25 protein-coding genes are annotated in these 22,208 nt (G+C 43.6%); all 25 read left to right on the forward strand.

All coding sequences use genetic code 11. The features are described 5' to 3' along the window. The 25 genes from fliF to BMW45_RS11100 all read left to right on the forward strand — a co-directional run bounded on the left by fliF (position 1) and on the right by BMW45_RS11100 (position 22,183). Positions 1-1,596 (forward strand): flagellar basal-body MS-ring/collar protein FliF, encoded by a 1,596-nt coding sequence (gene fliF / locus BMW45_RS10980; RefSeq protein ID WP_092243341.1) that lies wholly within the window; start codon positions 1-3, stop codon positions 1,594-1,596. After that, a complete protein-coding gene (gene fliG / locus BMW45_RS10985) occupies positions 1,589-2,590 on the forward strand; it encodes a flagellar motor switch protein FliG (protein WP_242882994.1) in 1,002 nt (333 codons plus the stop codon). The genes fliF and fliG overlap by 8 nt, the downstream gene beginning before the upstream one ends. After that, positions 2,583-3,386 carry a FliH/SctL family protein gene (locus tag BMW45_RS10990; RefSeq protein ID WP_166433322.1) on the forward strand — a complete coding sequence of 268 codons (804 nt, stop codon included), beginning with the start codon at positions 2,583-2,585 and terminating at the stop codon, positions 3,384-3,386. The genes fliG and BMW45_RS10990 overlap by 8 nt, the downstream gene beginning before the upstream one ends. 14 nt (positions 3,387-3,400) lie before the next feature. Further along, positions 3,401-4,702 carry a flagellar protein export ATPase FliI gene (fliI, locus tag BMW45_RS10995; RefSeq protein WP_092243349.1) on the forward strand — a complete coding sequence of 434 codons (1,302 nt, stop codon included), beginning with the start codon at positions 3,401-3,403 and terminating at the stop codon, positions 4,700-4,702. A gap of 22 nt (positions 4,703-4,724) precedes the next feature. Further along, the gene (gene fliJ / locus BMW45_RS11000; RefSeq protein ID WP_092243352.1) at positions 4,725-5,174 is read left to right on the forward strand and encodes a flagellar export protein FliJ; all 450 of its coding nucleotides are present in this window, start codon (positions 4,725-4,727) and stop codon (positions 5,172-5,174) included. Between the two features lie 72 nt (positions 5,175-5,246). Continuing rightward, positions 5,247-6,506 carry a flagellar hook-length control protein FliK gene (locus tag BMW45_RS11005; RefSeq protein WP_092243355.1) on the forward strand — a complete coding sequence of 420 codons (1,260 nt, stop codon included), beginning with the start codon at positions 5,247-5,249 and terminating at the stop codon, positions 6,504-6,506. A gap of 11 nt (positions 6,507-6,517) precedes the next feature. Beyond that, positions 6,518-7,108 (forward strand): flagellar hook assembly protein FlgD, encoded by a 591-nt coding sequence (locus BMW45_RS11010; RefSeq protein WP_092243358.1) that lies wholly within the window; start codon positions 6,518-6,520, stop codon positions 7,106-7,108. Between the two features lie 20 nt (positions 7,109-7,128). Next, positions 7,129-7,503, forward strand: coding sequence for a TIGR02530 family flagellar biosynthesis protein (locus BMW45_RS11015; protein ID WP_092243361.1), 375 nt, complete (start codon positions 7,129-7,131; stop codon positions 7,501-7,503). 80 nt (positions 7,504-7,583) lie between these two features. Continuing rightward, a complete protein-coding gene (locus BMW45_RS11020) occupies positions 7,584-9,209 on the forward strand; it encodes a flagellar hook-basal body complex protein (RefSeq protein ID WP_166433323.1) in 1,626 nt (541 codons plus the stop codon). A 62-nt stretch (positions 9,210-9,271) separates the two neighbouring features. Continuing rightward, entirely contained in the window at positions 9,272-9,475 is a 204-nt protein-coding gene (locus BMW45_RS11025) for a flagellar FlbD family protein (protein WP_092243367.1), read from the forward strand. 33 nt (positions 9,476-9,508) lie between these two features. Continuing rightward, positions 9,509-10,318: a motility protein A gene (locus BMW45_RS11030; protein ID WP_092243371.1), complete on the forward strand. Its 810-nt coding sequence runs from the start codon at positions 9,509-9,511 to the stop codon at positions 10,316-10,318. Between the two features lie 84 nt (positions 10,319-10,402). Next, on the forward strand, positions 10,403-11,170 hold the full coding sequence (locus BMW45_RS11035) for an OmpA/MotB family protein (RefSeq protein WP_092243374.1): 768 nt from the start codon (positions 10,403-10,405) through the stop codon (positions 11,168-11,170). Between the two features lie 23 nt (positions 11,171-11,193). After that, positions 11,194-12,213, forward strand: coding sequence for a flagellar motor switch protein FliM (locus BMW45_RS11040; RefSeq protein WP_092243377.1), 1,020 nt, complete (start codon positions 11,194-11,196; stop codon positions 12,211-12,213). A 48-nt stretch (positions 12,214-12,261) separates the two neighbouring features. Further along, positions 12,262-12,621 carry a response regulator gene (locus tag BMW45_RS11045; RefSeq protein WP_092243379.1) on the forward strand — a complete coding sequence of 120 codons (360 nt, stop codon included), beginning with the start codon at positions 12,262-12,264 and terminating at the stop codon, positions 12,619-12,621. Between the two features lie 23 nt (positions 12,622-12,644). Further along, positions 12,645-13,091, forward strand: a complete 447-nt coding sequence (flgC, locus tag BMW45_RS11050; protein ID WP_092243382.1) for a flagellar basal body rod protein FlgC — start codon at positions 12,645-12,647, stop codon at positions 13,089-13,091. A 49-nt stretch (positions 13,092-13,140) separates the two neighbouring features. Next, positions 13,141-14,436, forward strand: coding sequence for a flagellar motor switch protein FliN (gene fliN, locus BMW45_RS11055; RefSeq protein WP_092243385.1), 1,296 nt, complete (start codon positions 13,141-13,143; stop codon positions 14,434-14,436). A gap of 26 nt (positions 14,437-14,462) precedes the next feature. Further along, entirely contained in the window at positions 14,463-14,813 is a 351-nt protein-coding gene (locus BMW45_RS11060) for a flagellar biosynthetic protein FliO (RefSeq protein ID WP_242883115.1), read from the forward strand. A 9-nt stretch (positions 14,814-14,822) separates the two neighbouring features. Beyond that, positions 14,823-15,485 carry a flagellar type III secretion system pore protein FliP gene (gene fliP, locus BMW45_RS11065; RefSeq protein ID WP_092243391.1) on the forward strand — a complete coding sequence of 221 codons (663 nt, stop codon included), beginning with the start codon at positions 14,823-14,825 and terminating at the stop codon, positions 15,483-15,485. Positions 15,486-15,505: 20 nt separating this feature from the next. After that, the gene (locus BMW45_RS11070; RefSeq protein WP_092243395.1) at positions 15,506-15,766 is read left to right on the forward strand and encodes a flagellar biosynthetic protein FliQ; all 261 of its coding nucleotides are present in this window, start codon (positions 15,506-15,508) and stop codon (positions 15,764-15,766) included. Between the two features lie 34 nt (positions 15,767-15,800). Beyond that, on the forward strand, positions 15,801-16,562 hold the full coding sequence (fliR, locus tag BMW45_RS11075) for a flagellar biosynthetic protein FliR (protein ID WP_092243398.1): 762 nt from the start codon (positions 15,801-15,803) through the stop codon (positions 16,560-16,562). 24 nt (positions 16,563-16,586) lie between these two features. Further along, positions 16,587-17,648, forward strand: coding sequence for a flagellar biosynthesis protein FlhB (gene flhB, locus BMW45_RS11080; protein WP_092243401.1), 1,062 nt, complete (start codon positions 16,587-16,589; stop codon positions 17,646-17,648). Between the two features lie 40 nt (positions 17,649-17,688). Then, the gene (gene flhA, locus BMW45_RS11085) at positions 17,689-19,761 is read left to right on the forward strand and encodes a flagellar biosynthesis protein FlhA (RefSeq protein ID WP_092243404.1); all 2,073 of its coding nucleotides are present in this window, start codon (positions 17,689-17,691) and stop codon (positions 19,759-19,761) included. A gap of 35 nt (positions 19,762-19,796) precedes the next feature. Further along, positions 19,797-20,570 (forward strand): sigma-70 family RNA polymerase sigma factor, encoded by a 774-nt coding sequence (locus BMW45_RS11090; protein ID WP_092246377.1) that lies wholly within the window; start codon positions 19,797-19,799, stop codon positions 20,568-20,570. An 18-nt stretch (positions 20,571-20,588) separates the two neighbouring features. Continuing rightward, a complete protein-coding gene (locus BMW45_RS11095; RefSeq protein ID WP_092243407.1) occupies positions 20,589-21,392 on the forward strand; it encodes a flagellar hook-basal body protein in 804 nt (267 codons plus the stop codon). A gap of 14 nt (positions 21,393-21,406) precedes the next feature. Next, positions 21,407-22,183 (forward strand): flagellar hook-basal body protein, encoded by a 777-nt coding sequence (locus BMW45_RS11100; RefSeq protein WP_092243410.1) that lies wholly within the window; start codon positions 21,407-21,409, stop codon positions 22,181-22,183. Positions 22,184-22,208 lie beyond the last annotated feature (25 nt).

A 22,208-nucleotide genomic window follows, 5' to 3' on the forward strand; every position in this document is an offset into this window, starting at 1 on the left:
ATGGAGAAGATAAAGGAACTTTTAGAAAAGCTAAATGATAAAGTAAAAAAAGCCATAATCATCGGCGCTGTGGGCGTGACGGTTGTGGTGGGAGCGATTGTGATCGCGTTGTCCATGCGGGAAAAGCCTTACGAGGTGATGTTTCCAAGTGTTAGCAGCGATGAAGCCAAGCAGATCATTGGAAAATTACAGGAAGACGGAATCGATTATCAGTATCAAAACGGTGACATTCTGGTGCCTACACCCCAGTTAGACACAACCAGGGCAAAGTTAGTTTCAGAAGGGTATCCAAAAAGTGGTTTTACATATGATGTATTCAGAAGTAATGTAAACTTGATGACGACTGATTCAGACCGGCGTAGGTTTGAACTATATGATTTGGAAACCAGAATTGGTTCTACGATTAAGGTCTTTGATGGCGTGCAGGAGGCATATGTAACCATAGCTCTGGGAGAACCTTCCAGATATGCACTGTCTGATGATAAGACGCAGGAGTCCAGTGCCCAGGCTGTTGTGGTTATGAAAGATGGTGGATCGCCTACGCAAGAGCAGGCAAAGTCCATCCAGCTTCTTATATCCAGAAGTATCCCAGGAATGGTCATTGACAATGTCTCTGTATTTGATGGAAACGGACGAGAAGTTTCCACTAGTTCAGATGACGAGGATATCAACAACGGCAAGGCCGCAGAAGAGATTACCAGGGTAATCGAAGATCAGATTTCAGCAAAGGTCTTAAATGTCCTTGGCCCTGTATACGGAAACGGCAATGTCCGTGTATCCGTAAAAGGCACGGTCAATATGGAAAAGCTGATTCGGGAGAGCATTGTTTACAATACGCCCGAAAAGATAGATGAAAAAGATAAGACAGGTCTTACTTCCGAGGAATCCATATTCAAAGAATATTCTGGAAGTGGGCAGAATGCTTCCGGTGTGGCCGGTTCAGAGGCCAATGCGGACATCCCACAGTATAATGCGGGAGGTACGGCTGAAGAGAATGCATATGGCTCCAGCAGCCTGACCAGAAAATATCTTTTAAACCAGATAAAAGAACAGGGTCAAGTCAATCCAGGAGCTTTGGAGAACCTGACTGTTTCCGTAGTGGTAAATGGGACAGGATTTGGAAGTATGACGATTGACGACATACGGGATCTGGCTGGAAATGCGGCTGGAATCCCTCAGGCAGATCGTGCGGAAAAGATAACCGCCGTGGCGGCGCCCTTCTATACTGTGGAGGTACCCAAAGCGCCTGAAACTCCTGTGGAAGCAAGCACCGGGGGCATTTTGGTTAATCAGTGGATTCTGATTGCAGCACTGGCGGGAGTACTTCTTATCGCTCTGATTATCATTTTGGCGGTAAGACATAGACGGAAGAGAAACACTCTTATGGAATCCATGGAAATCAGCCAGGAAGATGTTCCGGAACTGCCGGATATGGTACAACTGCCAGAGGAGGAAGAAGAACAGGAGATTCTGGAGCCTGAAGAAGACAGGGGAGCAGAACTGCGCCAGTGTGTCCGCGATTTTGCTGAGCAGAACCCTGAGATATCAGCTCAGCTGCTGAAAACATGGTTGAATGGAGGCGGTAACAATGGTTAATCTAACCCCCGAACAAAAAGCGGCGACAGTGGTTGTTTCACTGGGAGTGGATAAGGCTTCTAAAGTATACAAGTACTTAAGTGAAGACGAGATTGAGAAATTAACCCTTGAAGTGGCAAAGCTAGGACATGTGGAAGCAGAGCAGACGGAAGCCATTTTAGATGAGTTTTACAAGACCTGTCTGACTCAAAAGGTAGTGACTGACGGTGGCCTGGAGTATGCAAGAACTGTTCTGGAAAAAGCCTTCGGTGAAAGTACGGCTAACAGCTTGCTTCAAAAGGTTACACAGTCTCTGAAATCCAGATCCTTTGGATTTATTCGGAAGAGCGATGTAAAGAACTTGCTTTCCGTCCTGCAGCATGAAAGAGCCCAGATCATTGCACTGGTACTTTCTTATACAAATGAGGAGATGGCGGCCCAGATTATTTCAGAGCTTGCCCCTGAAAAGCGCATGCAGGTCGTGGAGTCCATTGCCAGAATGGAGAGTGCATCTCCTGAAGGAATTAAAATTGTGGAAGAGGAGATCAAGAAACGGTTCTCCGGCATCCTTACTACCGACTACACCAGTGTGGGTGGTGTTGATTACATAGCAAACGTCATGAACCACATAGACCGGAGCAACGAAAAGCTCATCTTCGACGAACTGGGAAGAAAAGATGCAGAACTGGCGGATACCATCCGCAAGAAGATGTTCGTATTCGAGGATATCATTACCATGGACAACCGCTCGATCCAGCGCTTTATCAGAGAGTGCGATATGCGTGACATGGTTTATGCCCTTAAGAATGCAAACGAGCAGATTACAACAGTTATTTTCTCCAATATGTCAACTCGTATGAAGGAAAGCATCCAGTCCGATATGGAAGTTACAGTTAATGTACGCTTAAAAGATGTAGAAGAGGCTCAGCAGAGGATTGTCGGTATCATTAGGCGTCTGGAAGAAGAAGGCGAGCTGATCATCAATAAGGGCGGAAAGGATGATGTCATTGTCTAATATTATAAAGTCTGTGCAGATGGCCGAACGTGTTCTGGAATACGGATTTACCAGGGAATTTGAAGATATCAGGGTAAAAGAAAACGGTAATCAGGAAACGGAATGTGGGCAGGAGGAGTCTGCGGACCAAGAATATGACAGGTATCTTCAAACTAGTGAATTATACGAAGATGCTATAAGGAAGTCACAGGTGATTTTGGACCAGGCCAGGACGGATGCAGAAGATCTCTTAAACCAGGCCATGACGGACGGGGAAAAACTCCGCGCTCAGGCAATGGAAGAAGGCCGTCAGGCCGGATATGACGCGGGATATGAGGAAGGTTTCCGCAAAGCCTATGAAGCCCATAAAGAGGTTCTTGATGCGCGCGAGGAAGAATTTCTGGAAGCCATGAAAAACGCGATTGAAAGCGTTACGAAAGAAAAAGAAAAATTACTGGACAAATACATTGACGATTTAAAAAAGGTCACTCTGACGATTGCAGAAAAGGTGATTCAGACCAGTCTGCGCTCCAGCGGAGAGATTATTAAACGCATGATCGTGGCTGCCGCGGGAAAGCTTAAGAAAACCCAGTGGATGAAAATTTATGTATCCCAAAGGGATGCAGGAATGATGATACAGGGAGATGTGGGACTGTTAAGTGAATTGTCCCACATTTCCGGGAATATCAAGATCATTGCTATGGATCATGAGGAGGACGGAGCCTGTATCATTGAGCTTCCGGAGGAGATTATTGATGTCAGCGTGAATACGCAGCTGGAAAATATAAAGGGAATACTTAATAACGCCAGACTGTAACAGGAGGAGCCTGCATGTTTAAGGAATTGACGGATCTCATTACGAAGACTGAGACAATCGACCATATCGGGAAGATTGAAAACATTGTGGGGATGTCCATGGAAGCCTCCGGAGGAAGGGCCAGTATCGGAGACATAGCCTATATTTACAATGAAGACCGGCAGGAGCAGATACCGGTGGAAGTGGTGGGCTTTAAGGATGACAAAATACAGCTTATGGCCTATGAAAATATGAATGGAATTGCAGCGGGCAGCTTTGTTCGGAATACAAAACGCAGGTTGAAGGTACCGGTAGGAGATTTTTTAAGAGGTCGAATCATCGATGCAAAGGGAGAACCAATGGATGGAAAAGGACCTTTTGAATCTCCCCGGTACTATTACGTAGAAAATCCTTATATCAATCCCATGACCCGTCCGCCCATAACGGAAAAGCTGGAATTTGGTGTCAAAGCCATTGATGGCTTAAATACGATTGGAAAAGGCCAGCGTATCGGAATTTTTGCAGGTAGTGGAGTTGGAAAGAGTACTTTGCTGGGTATGATTGCCAGGAATGTAAAGGCTGATATTAACGTAGTGGCCCTGGTAGGGGAGCGTGGAAGAGAGGTCCGTGAATTTATAGAAAAAGACTTAGGGCCGGAAGGTATGAAACGTTCTGTGCTGGTGGTAGCTACATCAGACCAGCCAGCCATGCTTCGCATGAAGTGTCCATTGGTTGCCACTACCATAGCTGAATACTTTAAGAATCAAGGCAAGGATGTATTGCTTATGATGGACTCCTTAACCCGTTTTGCTATGGCACAGAGAGAGATAGGGCTTGCAATCGGAGAGCCTCCGGTGGCAAGAGGCTATACTCCCTCTATTTATGCGGAGTTTCCAAAGCTGTTGGAACGGAGCGGTAACTTTGGACAAGGTTCCATTACAGGAATCTACACGGTTTTGGTGGAGGGTGATGATACCAATGAGCCAATTGCCGATACAGTAAGGGGTATTGTGGATGGCCATATTGTGCTGAGCCGAAAGCTGGCCAATGCCAACCATTTCCCGGCTATTGACGTCAGTGCCAGTATTTCTCGTCTGATGACAAACATCGTTTCAGAGGAACACCGGAAATTAGCTTCCCAAATCCGGGATATGTTAAGCCTTTATGAGAAAAATGAGGATCTTATCTCCATTGGAGCTTATAAGAGCGGCAGCAACCCAAAGCTTGATATGGCTATATCTAAAATTGATAAGATTAATCAGTTCCTGTGCCAGGGAATACAGGAACAAGCTAGTTATGAAGAGGTCTTAAAGAAAATCAAGATGATCATATCATAAATGCTGAAAGGGGAAGGGGAGCATGAAGAAGTTTAATTTTCCACTTAATACAGTGTTAAATTATAAGGACCAGGTACTTGATAATTTAAAAAGCGAACACGCCCAGATCGTGGATAAGGTGGTCAGGCAGGAAAAAAAGGTTGAGGATTTGTCAGACCTAAGAAGAGATGCCTGTGACCGGCTTCAGGAAGAGATTGGCCAGGGTATCGCTGTTAATATGATGAAGGAATATGGAACCTACATAACCTTTATGCAGCAGAAAATTCTTACCGAACAAGGAGTTCTTCAGAAATTACAAAGAAGAGAGGAACAAAAACGGGAGGAAGTGGTGGAGGCCAGAAAAGAAGTGGTTTCCATTGAAAAGCTGAAGGAAAAGAAGCTTTTGCAGTATAACAAAGAGGTTTTACGTAGTGAGGAACTGTTCATTGAGGAGTTCGTTTCCAACACAACCTCAGTACATGGAAGCAGGTAATCCTGCCGTAAAACGTTCGGCAGTTACCATACAATCAAATGCTTAACAGCATGAAAAGAAAGGAGTGAGAAGATGACAGAGGTAAAGAACAGCAGTGTTGATTTGTTATCCAGACAGATGACTGGCAGTAAGAAAAAGGAAGAAAAGGCTGTTAACGGTCAATCCGAGTTTAAGGCCATGCTGAAAAACGGCAATCAGAAGAAGGATGGAAAAAGCCCGGAATCAGGGGAGTCCTCTGAAGATAAGATGTCTGCGTCAGAAGTTGCGTCAGAAGCTGCGGCTCTAGTTGTTGCGGCCGGTATGGCGGGAATTAAAGAGCCGGAGGAAAAGTTCCAAATGGCTGGACAGGAACCGACGGATCAGATTATGGAAACCATCGGAGAGGCTGAAGCAACGGTTTTGTCACCGGAAGAAAGTGGAAAAATCCAGACAATGGATTCGTTCCGTACTTTAGACCAGTTCCGTTTTAACCAGCTGGCAGAAAGCAGTATGGGAACAGATAGCCTTGCAGATGTAAAATTGGGAACCTTAACGGATAATTCAAAAGAAATTGCGGAACCCCTTTTCTCGAAGACAATGATGCAAAAAACAGGTGAGAAAAACCCTGTAATTGAGGATATTGCCGGACAGAATCCGGAAACAGCTGTAAACGCAAAAGGGAAGAATGATACTTTATCGTTGCAGCAGCTTATGAAGGCAGCAGAGACCGTTTCAGATTCAGTGGAAGAGGAACCTATGGTAAATCTTCAAAGGAGTGGTTCCCAGGAAAAATCAAACCCTTGGGAAGAAGATCAGGATAAAATCCAGAAAAGCCTTCCGGAAAAACCTTATGAGCCTGTACGTTTCTGGAATACTTCTTCTGCAAAACCTGAGGAAGTCCATATGTCTGTAAGAGTAGATAATTCGGAAGAATTGGAAGCGAAGCTGTCGGAACAGATTTTAAAACAGATTCACGAAGGAAATGGGGAACTGGATATCCAATTAGAACCCCATAACCTGGGAAAAATCAGGATCAGAATTTCCTATGAGGATAATCAGATCAGCGTTTCCCTTCTGTGTACGGAAAGCAGAACTTTGAAGCTTTTATCCCAGTCAGCAGGCGATTTAGGTTCCATTCTGGAATCTAATCTAGAACGGCCATTCCAAGTTCTGGTAGACAAGCAGGAACCAGATTACTTAAACCAGCAGCAGGAACAGGGCAGCAGACAGGAACAGCGTGGACAGCATCAGGAAAGCCAGAGGGAAGAAAACAGCGGGGACTTTTTACAAAAGCTGAGGCTTGGGATTTTTGAATCGGAAAGCACTGAAGAAAGCGGCGTTGGTTACAGATAAGGAGAGAAACGATGGCAAATGTAATTGGAGTTGATTCGAATACATATCTGGAGGCTTTTAAGGAAAGGGCGAAATCCACCAGTAACAGTGAATTAACAACAGAGGGATTTTTTAAGCTTTTGGCAGCACAGCTTCAAAATCAGGACATGTCAAACCCAATGGATAACTCAGAGATGATGACTCAGATGACTCAGATCGCTATGATGCAGGCTATGAACAACTTCTCCACTGCAATGGGAGATTTTGCCCAGGTCAATACAATCAATTATGGAACCTCCATGATGGGAAAAGAAGTTATGGTTGGAGTCCAAGAGAAGAATGGGTCAATTAAAAAAATCACAGGAACTGTGACGAGAGTCGATATTTTTGGAGGTGTGCCAACTCTTTACATCGACGACGATGATAAGACAGGCTATCCGGTTTCCAGTATCATGTCTGTGTATGAAAAAGGGCATAAACCTTCAGATGGGACAGAAAAGGATGACGGAGTTAAGGATCCAGATACAGATAATAATACTGATGGAGCCAAGGAGCCTGATAAAGGTAATAATGTCGATGGAGCCGAGGATCCGGATGCAGATAACAAAACCAGTACCGATTAGAATGCGGAAGGTGATGATTAATGCTAGGCAAAATAAATCAGCATGAGGAATTAAGGCAGCTAAAGCTGCGGAATGCTGCCGCAATATCAAAACCGGCAGGCAGCTTTAATGAAATCCTTCAAAGCAGGATTGATAAAACGGAAGAACTCCAGTTTTCCCGCCATGCTGCAGAGAGGGTCAATCAGCGCGGAATTGAAATGTCGGATTCATTTATACAAGATCTGCAGTCCGCAGTGGAAAAGGCCCGTTCCAAAGGTGCAAAGGACGTGGTGATCATAAGTGACAGGGGAGCATTTATTGTCAATGTACCCAATAATACTGTGGTAACAACGATGTCCGGCAGTGAAATGAAAGAAAATATTTTTACAAATATTGACAGCGCCGTCCTATTATAGCTGGACCATTTATGGAGGCTTTTCCTGTGAGTCCGATTGACAGCAGGAGGAAGGCGCAAAAAACAAAGGAGAATAAAGCTATGGTCAAATCAATGTTTGCCGGTGTGGCAGGTCTCAGAACTCACCAGGCCAAAATGGATGTTATCGGTAATAATATAGCTAACGTAAATACATGGGGATTTAAGGCGGGTAGCATGTCATTTAAAGACACTATGTACCAGAATACTTCATCTGGTTCAAAAGGCAGCACAGCTGCCGGCGGCTATGGCGGCACCAATGCCAATCAGGTAGGATATGGCGTGACTACTGGAGTCATTTCCTATGATTTTTCTATGGGAAGCCCTTCACCTTCTCCCAGAGGCCTTGACTGCTATATTGACGGTACAGGGTTTTATATTGTAGGTCCTATGGTTGGGGACGGAGGGGGATTTACCCTGGAGGAATCAGATGTCATTGCCTCCAAAGGCCTGTTTCTTTCTAGAGTAGGACAATTTACAGTGGATAATCAGGGATATCTGGTTGATGATTCTGGAAATTATGTATATGGATTTTCAAATACTAGCAGCGATTATTCAGGCAGCGATAGTTTTGATACCACATCATTAAAACCGCTGAGGGTTCCTATGGAATCAGATATGGCTGCGATAGGTAATAAGACTGCAGCGGAAAGGGTAAATGATGCCAGAAAGGCACTGGAGGAAGCAAGGGCAAATTTAAGCAATCTGAATTTGGATCTGGGAAAAGCAAGAGAAGAGTATATTGCAGCAGATAAGGCGTATACGTCTGAGGCTGCAGATAATAAGCAGAATATAAAAGGTTTAACGACTGCTCGTGACGATGCAAAGAAAGCAATGGAAAAGGCATACGCCGATTGGATTGATGGTAAAAATGATACGACCAAGGAACCAGGCCTAAAATTGGATTATGATACGGCAAGAAAGACTTATGAGAAGGCGGTATTTGATCTGACTATAGCCCAGGCGAACCTTCGCGCGCCAAAAGCGCTGGATACTGCAAAGGGTGCTATTAAGAAACCAGAGGACATCTGGACTGATTATGCAAATGCTCTTGATGATTATAATGCCCCTGCCCCTGCTGGCGGAACACAAGCACTGAAGGATAAATTGGATGAGACCAGGAAAGCTCTGGATGATCTTCAAGCGGCTTTAAGCAAAATCGAACCTGATTCTCTGGAAGGCAAACGGGACTCCGCTAACCAGGCCGCAAAAAAGGCTGAAGCCATGGTGACAGCAGCCGAAAATGCGGTGACAAAAGCAGAAAATAATCTGGTAGCAGCTCAGAAAGATTCTACGAGCACAGAAGTGGGCAATGCCGGTGCAGGCGAAGGGCTTGCCAAACTGACAAACTATACAGTTCAGCAAGATGGTACCTTAACCGCTAGTACCGAGTTCGGCGCTACAGTCATCATCGGTAAAATTGCATTAGCTGGTGTTCAGAATGTCAACGGTCTGGAAAAGACCACGGGCTATTATTATGTCCCAGGCGGTAATGCTGGTAACATAAGCATTTATGAAGCCGGAGGCACTCAAGGCCGAATCATGTCAAATTATCTGGAAATGGCAAAGGTGGATCTTGCGACAGAGATGACAGATATGATCACTACGCAGAGAGGATTCCAAGCTAACTCAAAGATCATTACAGTTACAGATCAGATGCTGGAAGAACTGGTTAACATTAAGCGGTAATAAGCTTATGTAGATTCAGGGAGGCGGTAACTGCCGCTTCCCTTAATGAGAGGAGTTGAGCCATGATTCGTCTTACAAGACTGAATGATGAGGAATTTATAATCAATTGCAGTCAGATTGAGCGGGTTGAAACGATACCGGAGTCCAATATAATAATGGTTAATGGGAAGCATTATGTAGTAAAAGAAAGTGTTGATGAGATCCTTGACCGGGTGATTGAATACCATGCTCAAATATATGCGCGTGCGCAGAAAAAGAACGTTTAATCCAGGTACTGCCTGGAATATAGGAGGTTACTTATGGATGTATCATTGATCGTTGGCTGGGTGCTGGGAATCGTATTGATTATCTACGGAATCGGCGCAGATAAGCTGGTGAATTTCTTGGATATGCCCAGTGTTATCATTGTTGTGGGAGGTACTGTGGCAGCATTGATAGCCAGCTTTCCATTTAAAACCCTGGCACAGATTCCAAAACACATCGGAATTATGATCAGCTCCAACCGGTACAATTCGGAAGCCGTTATTCATACACTGGTGGATATGGCGAAAACGGCTAGAAAAAAAGGACTTTTGGTTCTGGAAGAGCAGGCTGCTACCATCAAGGATCCTTTTCTGAAACAAAGCGTGATGCTAATTGTAGATGCCATGGATGCAGAGAAGATCAGGGAGATGCTGGAAAGTGAAGTAGCAGCTATGATAGATCGTCACGAACAGGATGTCAGCATCTATGACAGGGGATCAGGAGTGGCCCCGGCCTTCGGAATGATTGGTACGCTGGTAGGATTGGTTAATATGTTAAAAAGCATGGATATGTCTGGGAACGGATCAAACAGCCTTGGGGCTGATATGTCTGTGGCTTTGATCACCACTTTTTACGGCTGTATTCTGGCTCATCTGCTGTTCAATCCTATGGGCAAGAAACTCCGTATCCGGAATGAAGAAGAAGTCTTATATAAGCAGATTATTATTGAAGGTGTTTTGTCCATTCAGGCGGGAGATAATCCCAAGTACCTGGAGGAAAAGCTGTTATCTTACCTGTCTCAGAAGCAGCAGGGAAAAATCACAATGAAAAAGCCCGTTAATGAAGGAAGCGTAAATACTGACTAATTAGATTGCGAAAGAGGAACGCCCAGGGGGGCATACCTTAATGCCAAAAGAACATGGGTAGGAAAGTGAAAAACAGGTGGTTGTATGATTAAGAGAAATAAGCAGCCGGAGGAAACTGGAAGCTGGATGGATACATATGGAGACATGGTTACATTACTGCTGTGTTTTTTCGTTCTTCTGTATTCCATGTCCTCCATGGATCAGACCAAGTGGAAGAAACTGGTGCAGAGCTTTAATCCTAGTGCTCTGGAAAGCATAGAGTCCAATGTCAATGAAAGCGAAGGAGAATTCCGCGGAGACCAGACAAAAGAAGTGGTCTCGGATTTTGACGCATTATATACGGCTCTGAAAGAGATGGTTGAAGAGAGAGGAATGCAGGATTCTGTGGAAATTACCCGAGGAGACGGTTTCACTTTTATTTCATTCCGCGATAAAGTGTTTTTTGACGGAGACAGTTCTGTGCTTCGGCAGGAGGGCAAGGACATCCTTGAGCAGTTTGCTGTCGCAATGACGCAGGTGGATTCTTCCATAAAGGAAGTACAGGTTTTGGGACACACTTCCCAGGGAGACCCAAACAGGCCCAACAATGTCCGCAATGACAGGATGCTTGCTGCTCAGCGTTCCGCAGAGGTTGTAATCTTTCTTCAAAGCAGACATGCTGTTTCACCGGAAAAACTGGTGAGCGCCAGCTATGGTCAGTTCCGTCCCATTGCGCCTTTTGATACGGAAGATGGGAGGGCGCAGAACCGCCGCGTGGAAATATTGATAACCAAGAATGATACGGTAGAAAAATCCCTGGAAGAGTATTACAACCAGATATATCAGGATTATCAGAACGTGCCGGTTAATTAAAAAATGAAGCGGGAGTGAAACAAATGGCTGAAGTATTATCCCAAAATCAAATTGATGCACTGCTCAATTCCCTGCAGGGAACAAATGAGCTGAGCCAGGAGATTGAAAGAAACGAAGATGAAATAAAATATAGGAAATATGATTTTTACAGTCCTAAAAAATTTACAAAGGATAGGCTTAAAGTTTTAGGAAGCATATTCGACAATTTTTCCAGAATTGCGGGATCCCAGATAAACAGTCTGTTTAGGACTTCCAGTGAACTATCAGTCGTTACGGTAGAGGAGCAGCGTTATTATGAATTCAGTAACGCCCTCAGCGATAATGATGTCCTTACCCTTGTCAATGTGTCTTTGCCGGATCATTCCAAGAATCCACCGCTTTTAATCAATGCAAGCATGCCATTAATGCTTAGCTTAATCGACCGCATGCTGGGGGGCTTGGGGAAGGAAACCAGTGTTGGCTTGTCTTATTCCTATACGGAAATAGAGATGGCTTTATACCGCAGAGTGATCCAATATGTGATAGCGCCATTAAAGGATTCCTGGTCAAGTTATATTAATCTTAATTTTGAACTGGAGAGGTTGGAAGAAAACCCCAGCATGTTCCAGGAAATCGGTGTGGATGAAACTATAGTAATCGTCGTCATTGATGTGGAAATGGAAGGATGCTCTGGGAGACTAAGTCTCTGTATCCCAGGAAATCTCCTGATAAACATATTCAGTATTATAGACAAGCGAAGAGCCAGTGCTATGGGAGATGAAGAAAATAGTCAGGATACAAAACTTGAAATCCTAAACAACATCAGGGCCACTGACTTAATGGTTCGTGCTAAGGTAGGAGAGTCTGTCATTACTCTGGATGATGTTTATAATCTTCATATAGGAGATGTTATCAACTTAGGTACACCTAAGGAATCCGACATTAAGCTGTATGTGGAAGACCAGCCATGGTTTAAGGGACAGCTAGGTGTTCACAAAAGGAATACAGCGGTTCGGATTGATGGTCTTGTAGAAGAAGGAAATTACCAGGCTGGTGAAAACTGAGTCAGGGATTATATAAAGAATTAAGGATAATAAAGGAGATGCAAAAAAATGGCTAAAATATTATTGGTAGATGATGCGGCATTTATGAGAATGATGATTAAGGATACGTTATCTAAAAACGGATATACCGATTTATACGAGGCGTCTGACGGAGCTCAGGCTGTGCAGATGTTTTCTGAAATTACTCCGGATCTTGTAATTATGGACATAACAATGCCTAATATGGATGGATTGGAAGCTTTAAAATTGATAAAGTCAAAATCTCCAGATGCAGCGGTTGTAATGTGCTCTGCCATGGGACAGGAGAGCATGGTAATCGAAGCGATCAAATCAGGTGCTAAAGATTTTATTGTAAAGCCCTTTAAACCGGACAGAATTCTTAAAACTGTCACAGGCATTATTGGTTAGTTTTACCGTAGAGGAGGGGTCAAATGTCATTTTTAAGTTCCATGAACATTAGTGCGTCAGCAATGACCGCCCAGCGACTTCGACTGGATATTGCATCGGAGAACATTGCTAATATTGATACGACAAGGACGGAAGCAGGCGGGCCATACCAGAGAAAAATGGTGGTACTTGAATCCAGGAATGAAAATAACTTCCGAAGAATTATGATGAATGCAGCCGGCATAAGCAGGCAGCAGAGCACAGGTGGCGTCAAAGTTTCACAGATAGTGCAAGACACCAGTCCCTTTAAGTCCGTTTACAATCCGGAACATCCAGATGCGGATGAAAATGGCTATGTGCAGATGCCTAATGTGGATTTGCTAAAAGAAACAGTAGACAGTATGTCTGCATACCGGTCCTATGAGGCCAACATAACAGCATTTAATGCCATAAAGATGATGGCCTCCAAGGCATTGGAAATTGGAAAGTAAAGCGTGACTTGGCATAGAGGGCTAATGAGTATAAAGGGAGAAAAGTTGTATGGATTCAAAGAATTTTAGCGCATTTGAAATTGATGCCATAGGTGAAATACTGAATATAAGCCTTGGTGCCTCGGCCACTGCAGTATCTACCATGCTCAATGCCAGAGTTGATATTACCACGCCCGTGGTAAAGGTATTGTCAAAGGAAGAATTTGAAATTTCTAACTTAGAGCCGGCAGTAGGGGTGGAGATTACATATATTGCAGGACTTAGCGGAAGCAACATTATGCTTTTAAAGAGGCATGATGTAAAAGTGATTGTTGACATGCTCATGGGCATGGAAACGCCGGAGGAAGAATTTGAATTAAATGATCTGAACATCAGCGCCATTTGTGAAGTTATGAATCAGATGATGGGGGCTTCTGCGACGGCACTGTCTGAGTTTTTAGGCAAGGTTGTTAATATTTCGACCCCCAGTTCTTTTGAGATCGGTGATGTAAATGATTTCAAAGAAAAATATTATGACAATGATGATTACATGGTTGTGGTCGGATTTACTTTAAAAATTGCGGACCAGTTGGAAAGTGAATTTATTAATGTAATGACTCCCGATCTTGCAAAAGAACTGGTTAGAGGATTTTTACCCCAGGAAATGCTGGAACCGATTCCGGAGCCTGAACCAATTCCGGAACCTGTGCAAATTCCGGAACCAGTGCAAATTCCGGAACCAGTCATAGAGACAAGAACGGAACTAAGTGAACCGGCTTCAGGCGGAATCTTATCTCAAGAAGAGATTGAAAAAATGTTGTCAGGCAGCTTTTTAGGTGAGGAACCTATGAATGCTGAACAGCCTGCCGATAGAGAGATGGCTGGGGGAAGTCAGGAAATACCGCAGATGACAGGAGATAATCAGATGGCAGTACAGCAGATGATGGATCAAATACAGACGCAGCAGCAGATGATGAGTCAAATGCAGCAGATGATATCACAGCTCCAAAGCGAACAGCAAAACATGAAAAAAACAGGGTCTCCGGAGCCTAAGACCATAAATGTGAAACCTATTCCTCAAAATAGCTTAAAAGACGGAGACATTCGCTATGAGGAGCAGGAGGAAAACCGGGAACTGATTATGGGAGTGCCCCTTGAGGTTTCTGTTGAAATTGGCAGAACCAGAAAGTTGGTAAAGGAGATTCTTGAATTTACCAAAGGGTCCCTTGTTATCCTTGACAAGCTGGCGGGAGAGCAGGTTGATTTATATGTAAATGGCCGCTGCATTGCAAAAGGCGATGTGGTAGTTGTAGATGACAATTTTGGCATCCGTATTACAGAGATTACTAAAAAAAGCGGAGAATAGAGAGGAAGTGGCTGTATTTGAATAGCGTGATTAGTTTGTTTTCTGCGCTGCTCCTTACCGTTGTAATTCTGTATTTGAGTTATGTATTTACCAGAAGCCTTGGAAAAGGAGTCGGGCTGAGACGGGGAGGGACCTGTATGCAGATGTTGGACAGGCTTCCCCTGGGGCAGGATAAAGCAGTGGCGATCGTACGTGTAGGAAATCACTATTATCTTATCGGCATTGCTTCTTCTCAGATAACCCTTCTTTCTGAACTTTCGGAGGAGGACATTCCAGAGGGTGTTTCTACCCAGACCCAATTGACAGGTGCAGAAGGGTATGAAAGCTTTAAGAAATTATTGAAAAAATATACAGATAGACACAGGGATGATGTGTAAGGAGGAACCATGAATACAGATGCCTTGATTAATATTAATGGCGGCCGGGTGCCGACTCTGGAGCTTTTCCTCATACTGACCATCATTTCCCTGCTGCCCTCCATTTTGGTGATGATGACTTCTTTTACAAGGATCATCATTGTCTTATCTTTTACCAGAAATGCATTGGGAGTTCAGCAGAGCCCTCCCAATATGGTGTTGGTTGGAATTGCATTATTTCTAACACTGTTCATTATGGATCCGGTGATAATGGATGTGAATACCAATGCATACCAACCTTACGTCAGGGAGGAGATAAACCAGCAGGAGGCACTTAACAGGGCGACGGTTCCCATGAAACGTTTTATGCTCAAACAGACGAAGACGGACACATTGAATCTGTTTATAGATATGTCCAAAACTGAAAAGCCGGAGAACATTGAGGAACTTCCTATGACAGTAGTGATTCCGTCTTTTATGACCTCAGAATTAGAGCGGGCCTTTACGGCGGGATTTATGATTTATCTTCCGTTTTTACTGGTTGATATCATTGTGTCCAGTACCTTGATGTCCATGGGTATGGTCATGCTGCCGCCGGCTATGATTTCCCTTCCATTTAAATTACTGCTGTTTGTAACAGTTAATGGCTGGGAGTTGCTGTTTTCTAATTTGGTTAACAGCTTCCATTACTGACAGGATTTAGGAGGCAAAATATGACGGATGTAGCAGTGAACAGCTTAATGTATGAGTTGTTCGGATTGGTGGTTAAGATGGCTGGTCCCGTGCTGATCGTCAGCATGGTCATCGGCATCATTATTTCCATTATACAGGCGGCAACCCAGATCCATGAACAAACCATTACCTTTGTTCCAAAGCTGATTGTTATTGGCCTGATGCTTTTGATGATGGGGGATCATATGATGACCACTATCAGTGATTTTACTATCAATATTTTTAACACCATGCTCAGATGAGAGGGCAGATAAAGAAGAGGAAAGGAAGATTTAGATGCCGGAAATAGGACAGATGATGCTGTTTTCCCTTATTCTTATGAGAATGTCAGGCTTTATTCTTTTGAACCCTATTTGGGGCAGAAAAAATATTCCGGCACAGGTCAAGGGCGGCATGATCATGGTATTTGCGCTGCTTATTTATTCTTTTTCCTCGGCCCAGGTGCCCGAGCCTGTGAATTCCATTGAATTTGCAGTGCTTCTGTTAAAAGAATTTGCCGTTGGGTTTGCCATTGGCTTTGTAATAGAATTATTTCTTATGGTCATTACTTTTGCGGGGACAATTATGGATTTTCAGATGGGATTGTCCATGGCAATGATCTATGACCCCCAGACCAACGCTCAGATCGCTCTAACGGGAACGCTTTATCAGGCGTATTTTATTCTATTGTTCTTTGCGGTGGATGGCCATCTGGCACTGTTTCGGCTTCTTATAAAGTCAGCAGAAATAGTTCCTTACGGTCAGGTCGCATTGGGAAGCCGTGCTGCGTGGGCAATGGCAGAAATTTTTATTCAATGTATCACGATGGCTGTTAAGTTTGCATTTCCTTTAATTGCCATTGAATTTTTAACGGAAATTGCAGTCGGGGTTTTAATGAAAGTAATTCCTCAGATTAATGTGTTTATTGTGAACATACAGGCTAAGATCGCAATTGGTTTCATCATGCTGATTTTTCTGTTTTCTCCTATGACGGATTATGTAAGCGGTGTGATAAGCCAAATGCTTTTAACGGTTCAAGATATAATCAGACTCTTATAAATGCAAAGGATGTGATGAACGGCAATGCAGGATCCTTCAAAAACCGAAAAAGCCACACCGAAAAAACGGCGGGATGAACGAAAAAAGGGTCATGTTGCCATTAGTAAGGATGTGGTTATGATAGCTTCCCTTCTTGGGACCTTCGTGCTGCTGAAAATTTTATTTCCTTTCATGTACCGGACCATACGGGATTTTATGATAAAATATCTGAGCCTGGCCCCCGGGGTAGAGAATCTGTCTGATTATTCCGCCAGAATTTCAGTAGATACAGCGTGGGCGATTTTAAAAGCTGCTCTCCCCATTCTTTTGGCAGGAATCGCACTGTCTATACTTGGAACTGGGGTACAAACAAGATTTTTGTTTTCAAAAAGCAATTTAGCCCCAAAGTTTAGCAGACTTAATCCCATTCAGGGAATTAAAAATATGCTATCTCTAAAAAGCTTGATAGAGCTTTTGAAAAATTTGCTTAAGATTACCATACTGGGAATCATCTTATATCAAATCATAAAAGGAGATTTAACGCCTATAGCAAGAACCATTGATATGGACTTAAAAGATTCTTCTGTGTATGTGTTGAATGCCATTATGGATATGGTTCTCAGGGTTTGTCTTGTGTTCCTGGCTGTTGCCGGTTTTGACTTCTTTTATCAGCGGTGGGATTATGATCGTCAAATCAGAATGTCAAAACAGGAATTAAAAGAGGAATTCAAGCAGACGGAAGGTAATCCTGAGATTAAGGGGCGTATCCGCAGCCTTCAAAGAGAAAGGTCCCGTTCGAGAATGATGCAGTCGATACCGGAAGCGGACGTAATCATACGTAACCCCACCCATTATGCGGTGGCACTTCGTTATGACATAGAGAAGGATAATGCTCCCGTTTTGTTGGCAAAGGGCCAGGATGAACTTGCCTTGAGGATTGTGGCCAAGGGCGAGGAACATGGGGTGTATGTAATTGAAAATAAGCCTTTGGCAAGAGGTATTTATGCCGCTACCCAGGTGGGGGCTGAGATTCCTTCGGAATACTACGGTATGGTGGCTGAAATTCTGGTGTATGTATACCGCATGAATAATAAGATCATAGAATAAAGAAAAACAGCAGAGAAACTGAAAGAAATGGTGTAAAAGAATGAAGACTTTACTGAAAAATTCTGTAGTAGTATTTGTAATTATGATCGTACTTCTATTGATTATTCCATTACCTCCGTTTTTTGTGGATGTAATGATTATAATAAATATTTCCCTTTCCATGATTATCTTACTGATAACCATGAACATAAAAGAACCTTTGGAATTTTCTATTTTCCCAGCCCTGCTATTGGTGACCACTTTGTTGCGTCTTGGGCTGAATGTGTCTTCAACGAGAAATATTTTGTCAAATCAGGGGTCTTCGGGTCAGGTGATCAAAGCCTTCGGTGATTTCGTATTACAGGGAAATGTTGTTGTCGGATTTATCATATTCCTTATTATCGTTCTGGTAAACTTCCTGGTTATTACAAAAGGAACGGAACGTGTATCGGAAGTTGCGGCCAGATTTACCTTAGACGCTATGCCTGGTAAGCAGATGGCCATTGACGCGGATTTAAGTTCTGGTTTAATCAATGAGCAGGAAGCAAAACTGAGACGGTATAAGGTTCAGAAAGAAGCAGATTTCTACGGAGCCATGGATGGTGCGACTAAGTTTGTTAAGGGAGATGCCATCATGTCCCTGATCACCACTGCCATTAACTTTATTGGCGGTGCCATTATCGGAATGGTGCAGTCAAATCTGGATTTTGGCCAGGTAATGTCTATTTATACCATTGCTACGGTCGGTGATGGACTTGTTTCCCAGGTTCCTGCCCTTTTGATTGCTACGGCCACCGGTATGGTAGTAACCAGAGCAGTATCAGAAGGCAGTTTAAATGACGACGTATCAAGCCAGTTTATGGCCCAGCCAAGGGCTATTATGCTCACTGGTTTTGTCATGATCGTATTAATGCTGGTGCCTGGAATGCCTAAGATCCAGTTGGCAATCATGGCAGCGGTGCTTATTATAGCCGGTTATCGGTTAGGACATAAGGTTCGTCAGTCGGCCTCTAGTCTTCAGGAAATGGCGGCAGCCGCATCTATGCCTGAACAGGCGGCGCAGACGGCAGCCGATGAAGAGTCTTACTACCGGGATGTGAACAATGTTTATGCCCTTATTAACGTAGAACCTATTGAAATGGAATTTGGCTATAGTCTGATTCCGCTGATCGACGAGAGCAGCGGCGGGAAGATGATCAACCGAATTGTTATTTTCAGAAGACAGTATGCTCAGGATATGGGACTTGTTATCCCTTCTGTCAGGCTCAGAGATAGTTCCAGTTTAAATACCAATCAGTATGTCATAAAGATCAGGGGCGAAGAAGTATCCAGGGGAGAGATTCTGGTAGATTATTATCTGGCATTGGAACCACCTGCTGTTTCCGGTGAAGTAGATGGAATAGAAACGGTGGAGCCGGCTTATGGAATTCCCAGTAAATGGATCAGACCTGAAAATAAGGAAATGGCTGAAATTTATGGCTATACCGTAATTGATCCACTTTCTGTTATGCTGACTCATTTGTCTGAAACCATCAGACAGCACGCTTATGAGCTTTTAGGACGGCAGGAAGTAATGCAGTTACTGGATAATGTGAAGAAGCACTCTCCGGAGCTTGTGGACGAGCTGTTCCCAAGTCAGTTTACATATGGCGGTATTCAGAAAATCCTCATTAACCTTTTGAAGGAAGGGGTTCCAGTCAAAGACATGGAAACGATACTGGCAACGATAGCAGATTCTCTTCCGACCACCAGGGATATGGATGTGATTACAGAGAACATCAGAATTGCTCTAAAGAGGACCATAACCAGAATGTTCTGCGAAGGAGGACAGATGAAGGTAGTAACCCTGGATGCAGAGCTGGAGAAAAATATTATAGGCAGTATGGCAAAAGGAGAACAGGGCATCTATCTGGCCCTCAGCCCGGATGTGATGCAGTCTGTGATTGGACAAATGGGAGAACAGATGAAGAAGTTCACGGATCTGGAGCAGAAGCCGGTGATTCTTACAAGCCAGGTTGTAAGGCTCTATTTCTACCGATTGATCGAGCAGTTTTATCCCAATGCATATGTCCTTTCCTTTAATGAGATTGCAAATAATATTCAGATTCAGGCAATCGGGAATATTACCCTTTGACCGGATTTTGTTACAGAAAGGCAGTGTTAGTCGGAATGGAACAGGATTTTAGCCAATATACCAATGAAGATTTATTAATTAAATACAAGCGAACAAAAGACATCAAGGTCAAGCATGAACTTGTGATGCGGTATATAAATATGGTCAGGAACATATCACTCCAAATGCGAGACGTATATTTAAGCTTTGCACAGGTGGAGGATATTGTCAATGAAGGCGTATTAACGATAATGAACGGAATCGAAAAGTTTGATCCGGAATTAAATGTAAAGTTTGAAACTTATATTTCCAAGCGGATTCGCGGAATGGTTATTGATATGGCCAGAAAGCAGGACTGGATTCCCAGAAGCGTAAGAAAAAATGCTAAGGTCATGGACAATGCGGTCGTAGAATTGTGTAACCGTCTGGGACGTTTTCCAACTTCAAAGGAAACAGCGGATTATATGGACGTCACCATGGAAAAATACCAGGAGACTCTAGGCAAGACAAATGTTTACAGCATCATTTCCCTGGACATGGTTCTGGAGGCAGGAAGTGAAGATAAAAAGTCAATGCAGCTTCCGTCTATGAACGAACATGATCAGCCAGAGAATCATTATCTCCAGAAGGAATTTAAAGAAACTTTGGTTTCCGCTATAAATGATTTAAAAGAAAATGAACAAAAGGTTATCTCATTGTACTATATGGACGAATTAAATATGAGGGAGATTGCACAGATCATGAAAGTCAGTGAACCAAGGATCTCCCAGATTCATTCCAATGCGCTTCAAAAGCTCAGAGTGAATCTGACTAATTTTATAAATGAGTAGTAGGAAGGGAGAAAATAAATGTTTCAAGGATTCTACAATCTGGCATCAGGAATGCTGTATCAGACCAGGAACTTAAATGTAATCGGAAATAATATGGTCAATAGTGCAACACCGGGGTTTAAGCCTGACCGCATGGTCAGCACCACGTTTCGGGATGAAATGCTTTACCGGAGCGGAAATCGTGACAAAAGCAATCCTGTTCAGATTGGGTCCGTATCAATGATACGTGCTTCCAGGAGTACAGTGACCAGCCATAATCAGGGGGCTGTGGAGGAAACTGGAGGAAACCTGGATTTTGCTTTGACAAAACCAGGATTCTTTGCCATTCAGGATTCCGCAGGAAATCAGGTTTATACCAGAAACGGATCTTTTACGATTGATGAAGAAGGATACCTTACCTCACCTTCCCGGGGCAGGGTGCTTGGGGAAGATGGAACCCCCATTGAGCTTCCTTCAGACCATATTACAGTGGATCCGTTAGGTAATATTTACGAAATGCCCATAAAAGGACTGAAAAACGGAGAGGACGACGGGAATACAGAGGAACAGGAACCAGTTCTCTTAGGAAAAATCCGTGTTGTGGACTTTGATGATTACTCCCAGCTTGTAAAGGGAGATAACGGCGTCTTTACCACGGCAGCTGCCGGGAATGGGGTGGATGGAGGAGTCCAGTGGAAGTCACTGGAACGGTCCAATATTGACCCTATTGATGAGATGACTCAGATGATCACCAGCCAAAGGGCAACTCAAAGTGCTGCCCAGGTACTTCGGATATATGACCAGCTCATGGGCAAGGTATCCACTGAGATAGGCAGAGTATAAGGGGGGAATAGCAGATGAACCAGTCTTTTTATATTGGAGCTTTGGGAGCTTTAAATCAGCAGACAAAGCTTAATGTGGTATCCAATAATATTGCTAATGTAAATACAACAGGCTTTAAACCTCAATATAGTGTGTTTTCAGATCTGATTTATGCCCAGACAAGGAGTTCTCAGGGCGGCAGTGCGGCGCAGACGGGCAGCGGAACCAGGGTAGACCTTTTAAAGTCCGATATGACTGCTATGCCTTATAAGGAAACAGGACTTGAGAACGACCACGCCATAGAGGGAGAAGGCTTTTTCATGCTAAAGGACCCGGTTACAGGGACCATTACCTATTCCAGGGATGGACACTTTCAGCTTTCCATGATGGGAGACAATTATTATCTGGTGAATTCTTCAGGAAAGAGAGTCTTAAACATGGACCAGCAAGAAATTACCTATCCTGTCAAGCCGGCTGTTTATCCCGGATCAGAAGAGGAAATTGAGGAAGAGGAAGAAGAGCTGGAAGAAGATGAGCATGATCCAAAAGCCATAGGTGTGTATACCTTCGCAAGAAGAGACGGAATTTCCGATATAGGAAATAATGAATACACTGTAACAGATAAAAACGGAGCTCCCATTCTGCTTGAAAATGCAAAAGTGATAAAAGGTGCTGAGGAGGTGTCAGGCACGGACTTTGCCCAGGAAATGACAAGAATGATGGAGGCCCAGAGAGCTTATTCTTACTCTCTAAAAATGGTGCAGACTTCCGATGAGATTGAAACTACCATAAATACACTTCGGCAAAGTTGAGAATAGCCGGTAAGGAAGGAGGGTG

It is taken from the genome of Lacrimispora sphenoides (assembly GCF_900105215.1).
GTDB lineage: Bacteria > Bacillota > Clostridia > Lachnospirales > Lachnospiraceae > Lacrimispora > Lacrimispora sphenoides_A.

Coding starts and splice junctions, on each gene's coding strand:
- fliF (WP_092243341.1), top strand. CDS start 1: ATGGAGAAGATAAAGGAACTTTTAGAAAAGCTAAATGATAAAGTAAAA.
- fliG (WP_242882994.1), top strand. CDS start 1,589: ATGGTTAATCTAACCCCCGAACAAAAAGCGGCGACAGTGGTTGTTTCA.
- fliI (WP_092243349.1), top strand. CDS start 3,401: ATGTTTAAGGAATTGACGGATCTCATTACGAAGACTGAGACAATCGAC.
- fliJ (WP_092243352.1), top strand. CDS start 4,725: ATGAAGAAGTTTAATTTTCCACTTAATACAGTGTTAAATTATAAGGAC.
- BMW45_RS11005 (WP_092243355.1), top strand. CDS start 5,247: ATGACAGAGGTAAAGAACAGCAGTGTTGATTTGTTATCCAGACAGATG.
- BMW45_RS11010 (WP_092243358.1), top strand. CDS start 6,518: ATGGCAAATGTAATTGGAGTTGATTCGAATACATATCTGGAGGCTTTT.
- BMW45_RS11015 (WP_092243361.1), top strand. CDS start 7,129: ATGCTAGGCAAAATAAATCAGCATGAGGAATTAAGGCAGCTAAAGCTG.
- BMW45_RS11020 (WP_166433323.1), top strand. CDS start 7,584: ATGGTCAAATCAATGTTTGCCGGTGTGGCAGGTCTCAGAACTCACCAG.
- BMW45_RS11025 (WP_092243367.1), top strand. CDS start 9,272: ATGATTCGTCTTACAAGACTGAATGATGAGGAATTTATAATCAATTGC.
- BMW45_RS11030 (WP_092243371.1), top strand. CDS start 9,509: ATGGATGTATCATTGATCGTTGGCTGGGTGCTGGGAATCGTATTGATT.
- BMW45_RS11035 (WP_092243374.1), top strand. CDS start 10,403: ATGATTAAGAGAAATAAGCAGCCGGAGGAAACTGGAAGCTGGATGGAT.
- BMW45_RS11040 (WP_092243377.1), top strand. CDS start 11,194: ATGGCTGAAGTATTATCCCAAAATCAAATTGATGCACTGCTCAATTCC.
- BMW45_RS11045 (WP_092243379.1), top strand. CDS start 12,262: ATGGCTAAAATATTATTGGTAGATGATGCGGCATTTATGAGAATGATG.
- flgC (WP_092243382.1), top strand. CDS start 12,645: ATGTCATTTTTAAGTTCCATGAACATTAGTGCGTCAGCAATGACCGCC.
- fliN (WP_092243385.1), top strand. CDS start 13,141: ATGGATTCAAAGAATTTTAGCGCATTTGAAATTGATGCCATAGGTGAA.
- fliP (WP_092243391.1), top strand. CDS start 14,823: ATGAATACAGATGCCTTGATTAATATTAATGGCGGCCGGGTGCCGACT.
- BMW45_RS11070 (WP_092243395.1), top strand. CDS start 15,506: ATGACGGATGTAGCAGTGAACAGCTTAATGTATGAGTTGTTCGGATTG.
- fliR (WP_092243398.1), top strand. CDS start 15,801: ATGCCGGAAATAGGACAGATGATGCTGTTTTCCCTTATTCTTATGAGA.
- flhB (WP_092243401.1), top strand. CDS start 16,587: ATGCAGGATCCTTCAAAAACCGAAAAAGCCACACCGAAAAAACGGCGG.
- flhA (WP_092243404.1), top strand. CDS start 17,689: ATGAAGACTTTACTGAAAAATTCTGTAGTAGTATTTGTAATTATGATC.
- BMW45_RS11090 (WP_092246377.1), top strand. CDS start 19,797: ATGGAACAGGATTTTAGCCAATATACCAATGAAGATTTATTAATTAAA.
- BMW45_RS11095 (WP_092243407.1), top strand. CDS start 20,589: ATGTTTCAAGGATTCTACAATCTGGCATCAGGAATGCTGTATCAGACC.
- BMW45_RS11100 (WP_092243410.1), top strand. CDS start 21,407: ATGAACCAGTCTTTTTATATTGGAGCTTTGGGAGCTTTAAATCAGCAG.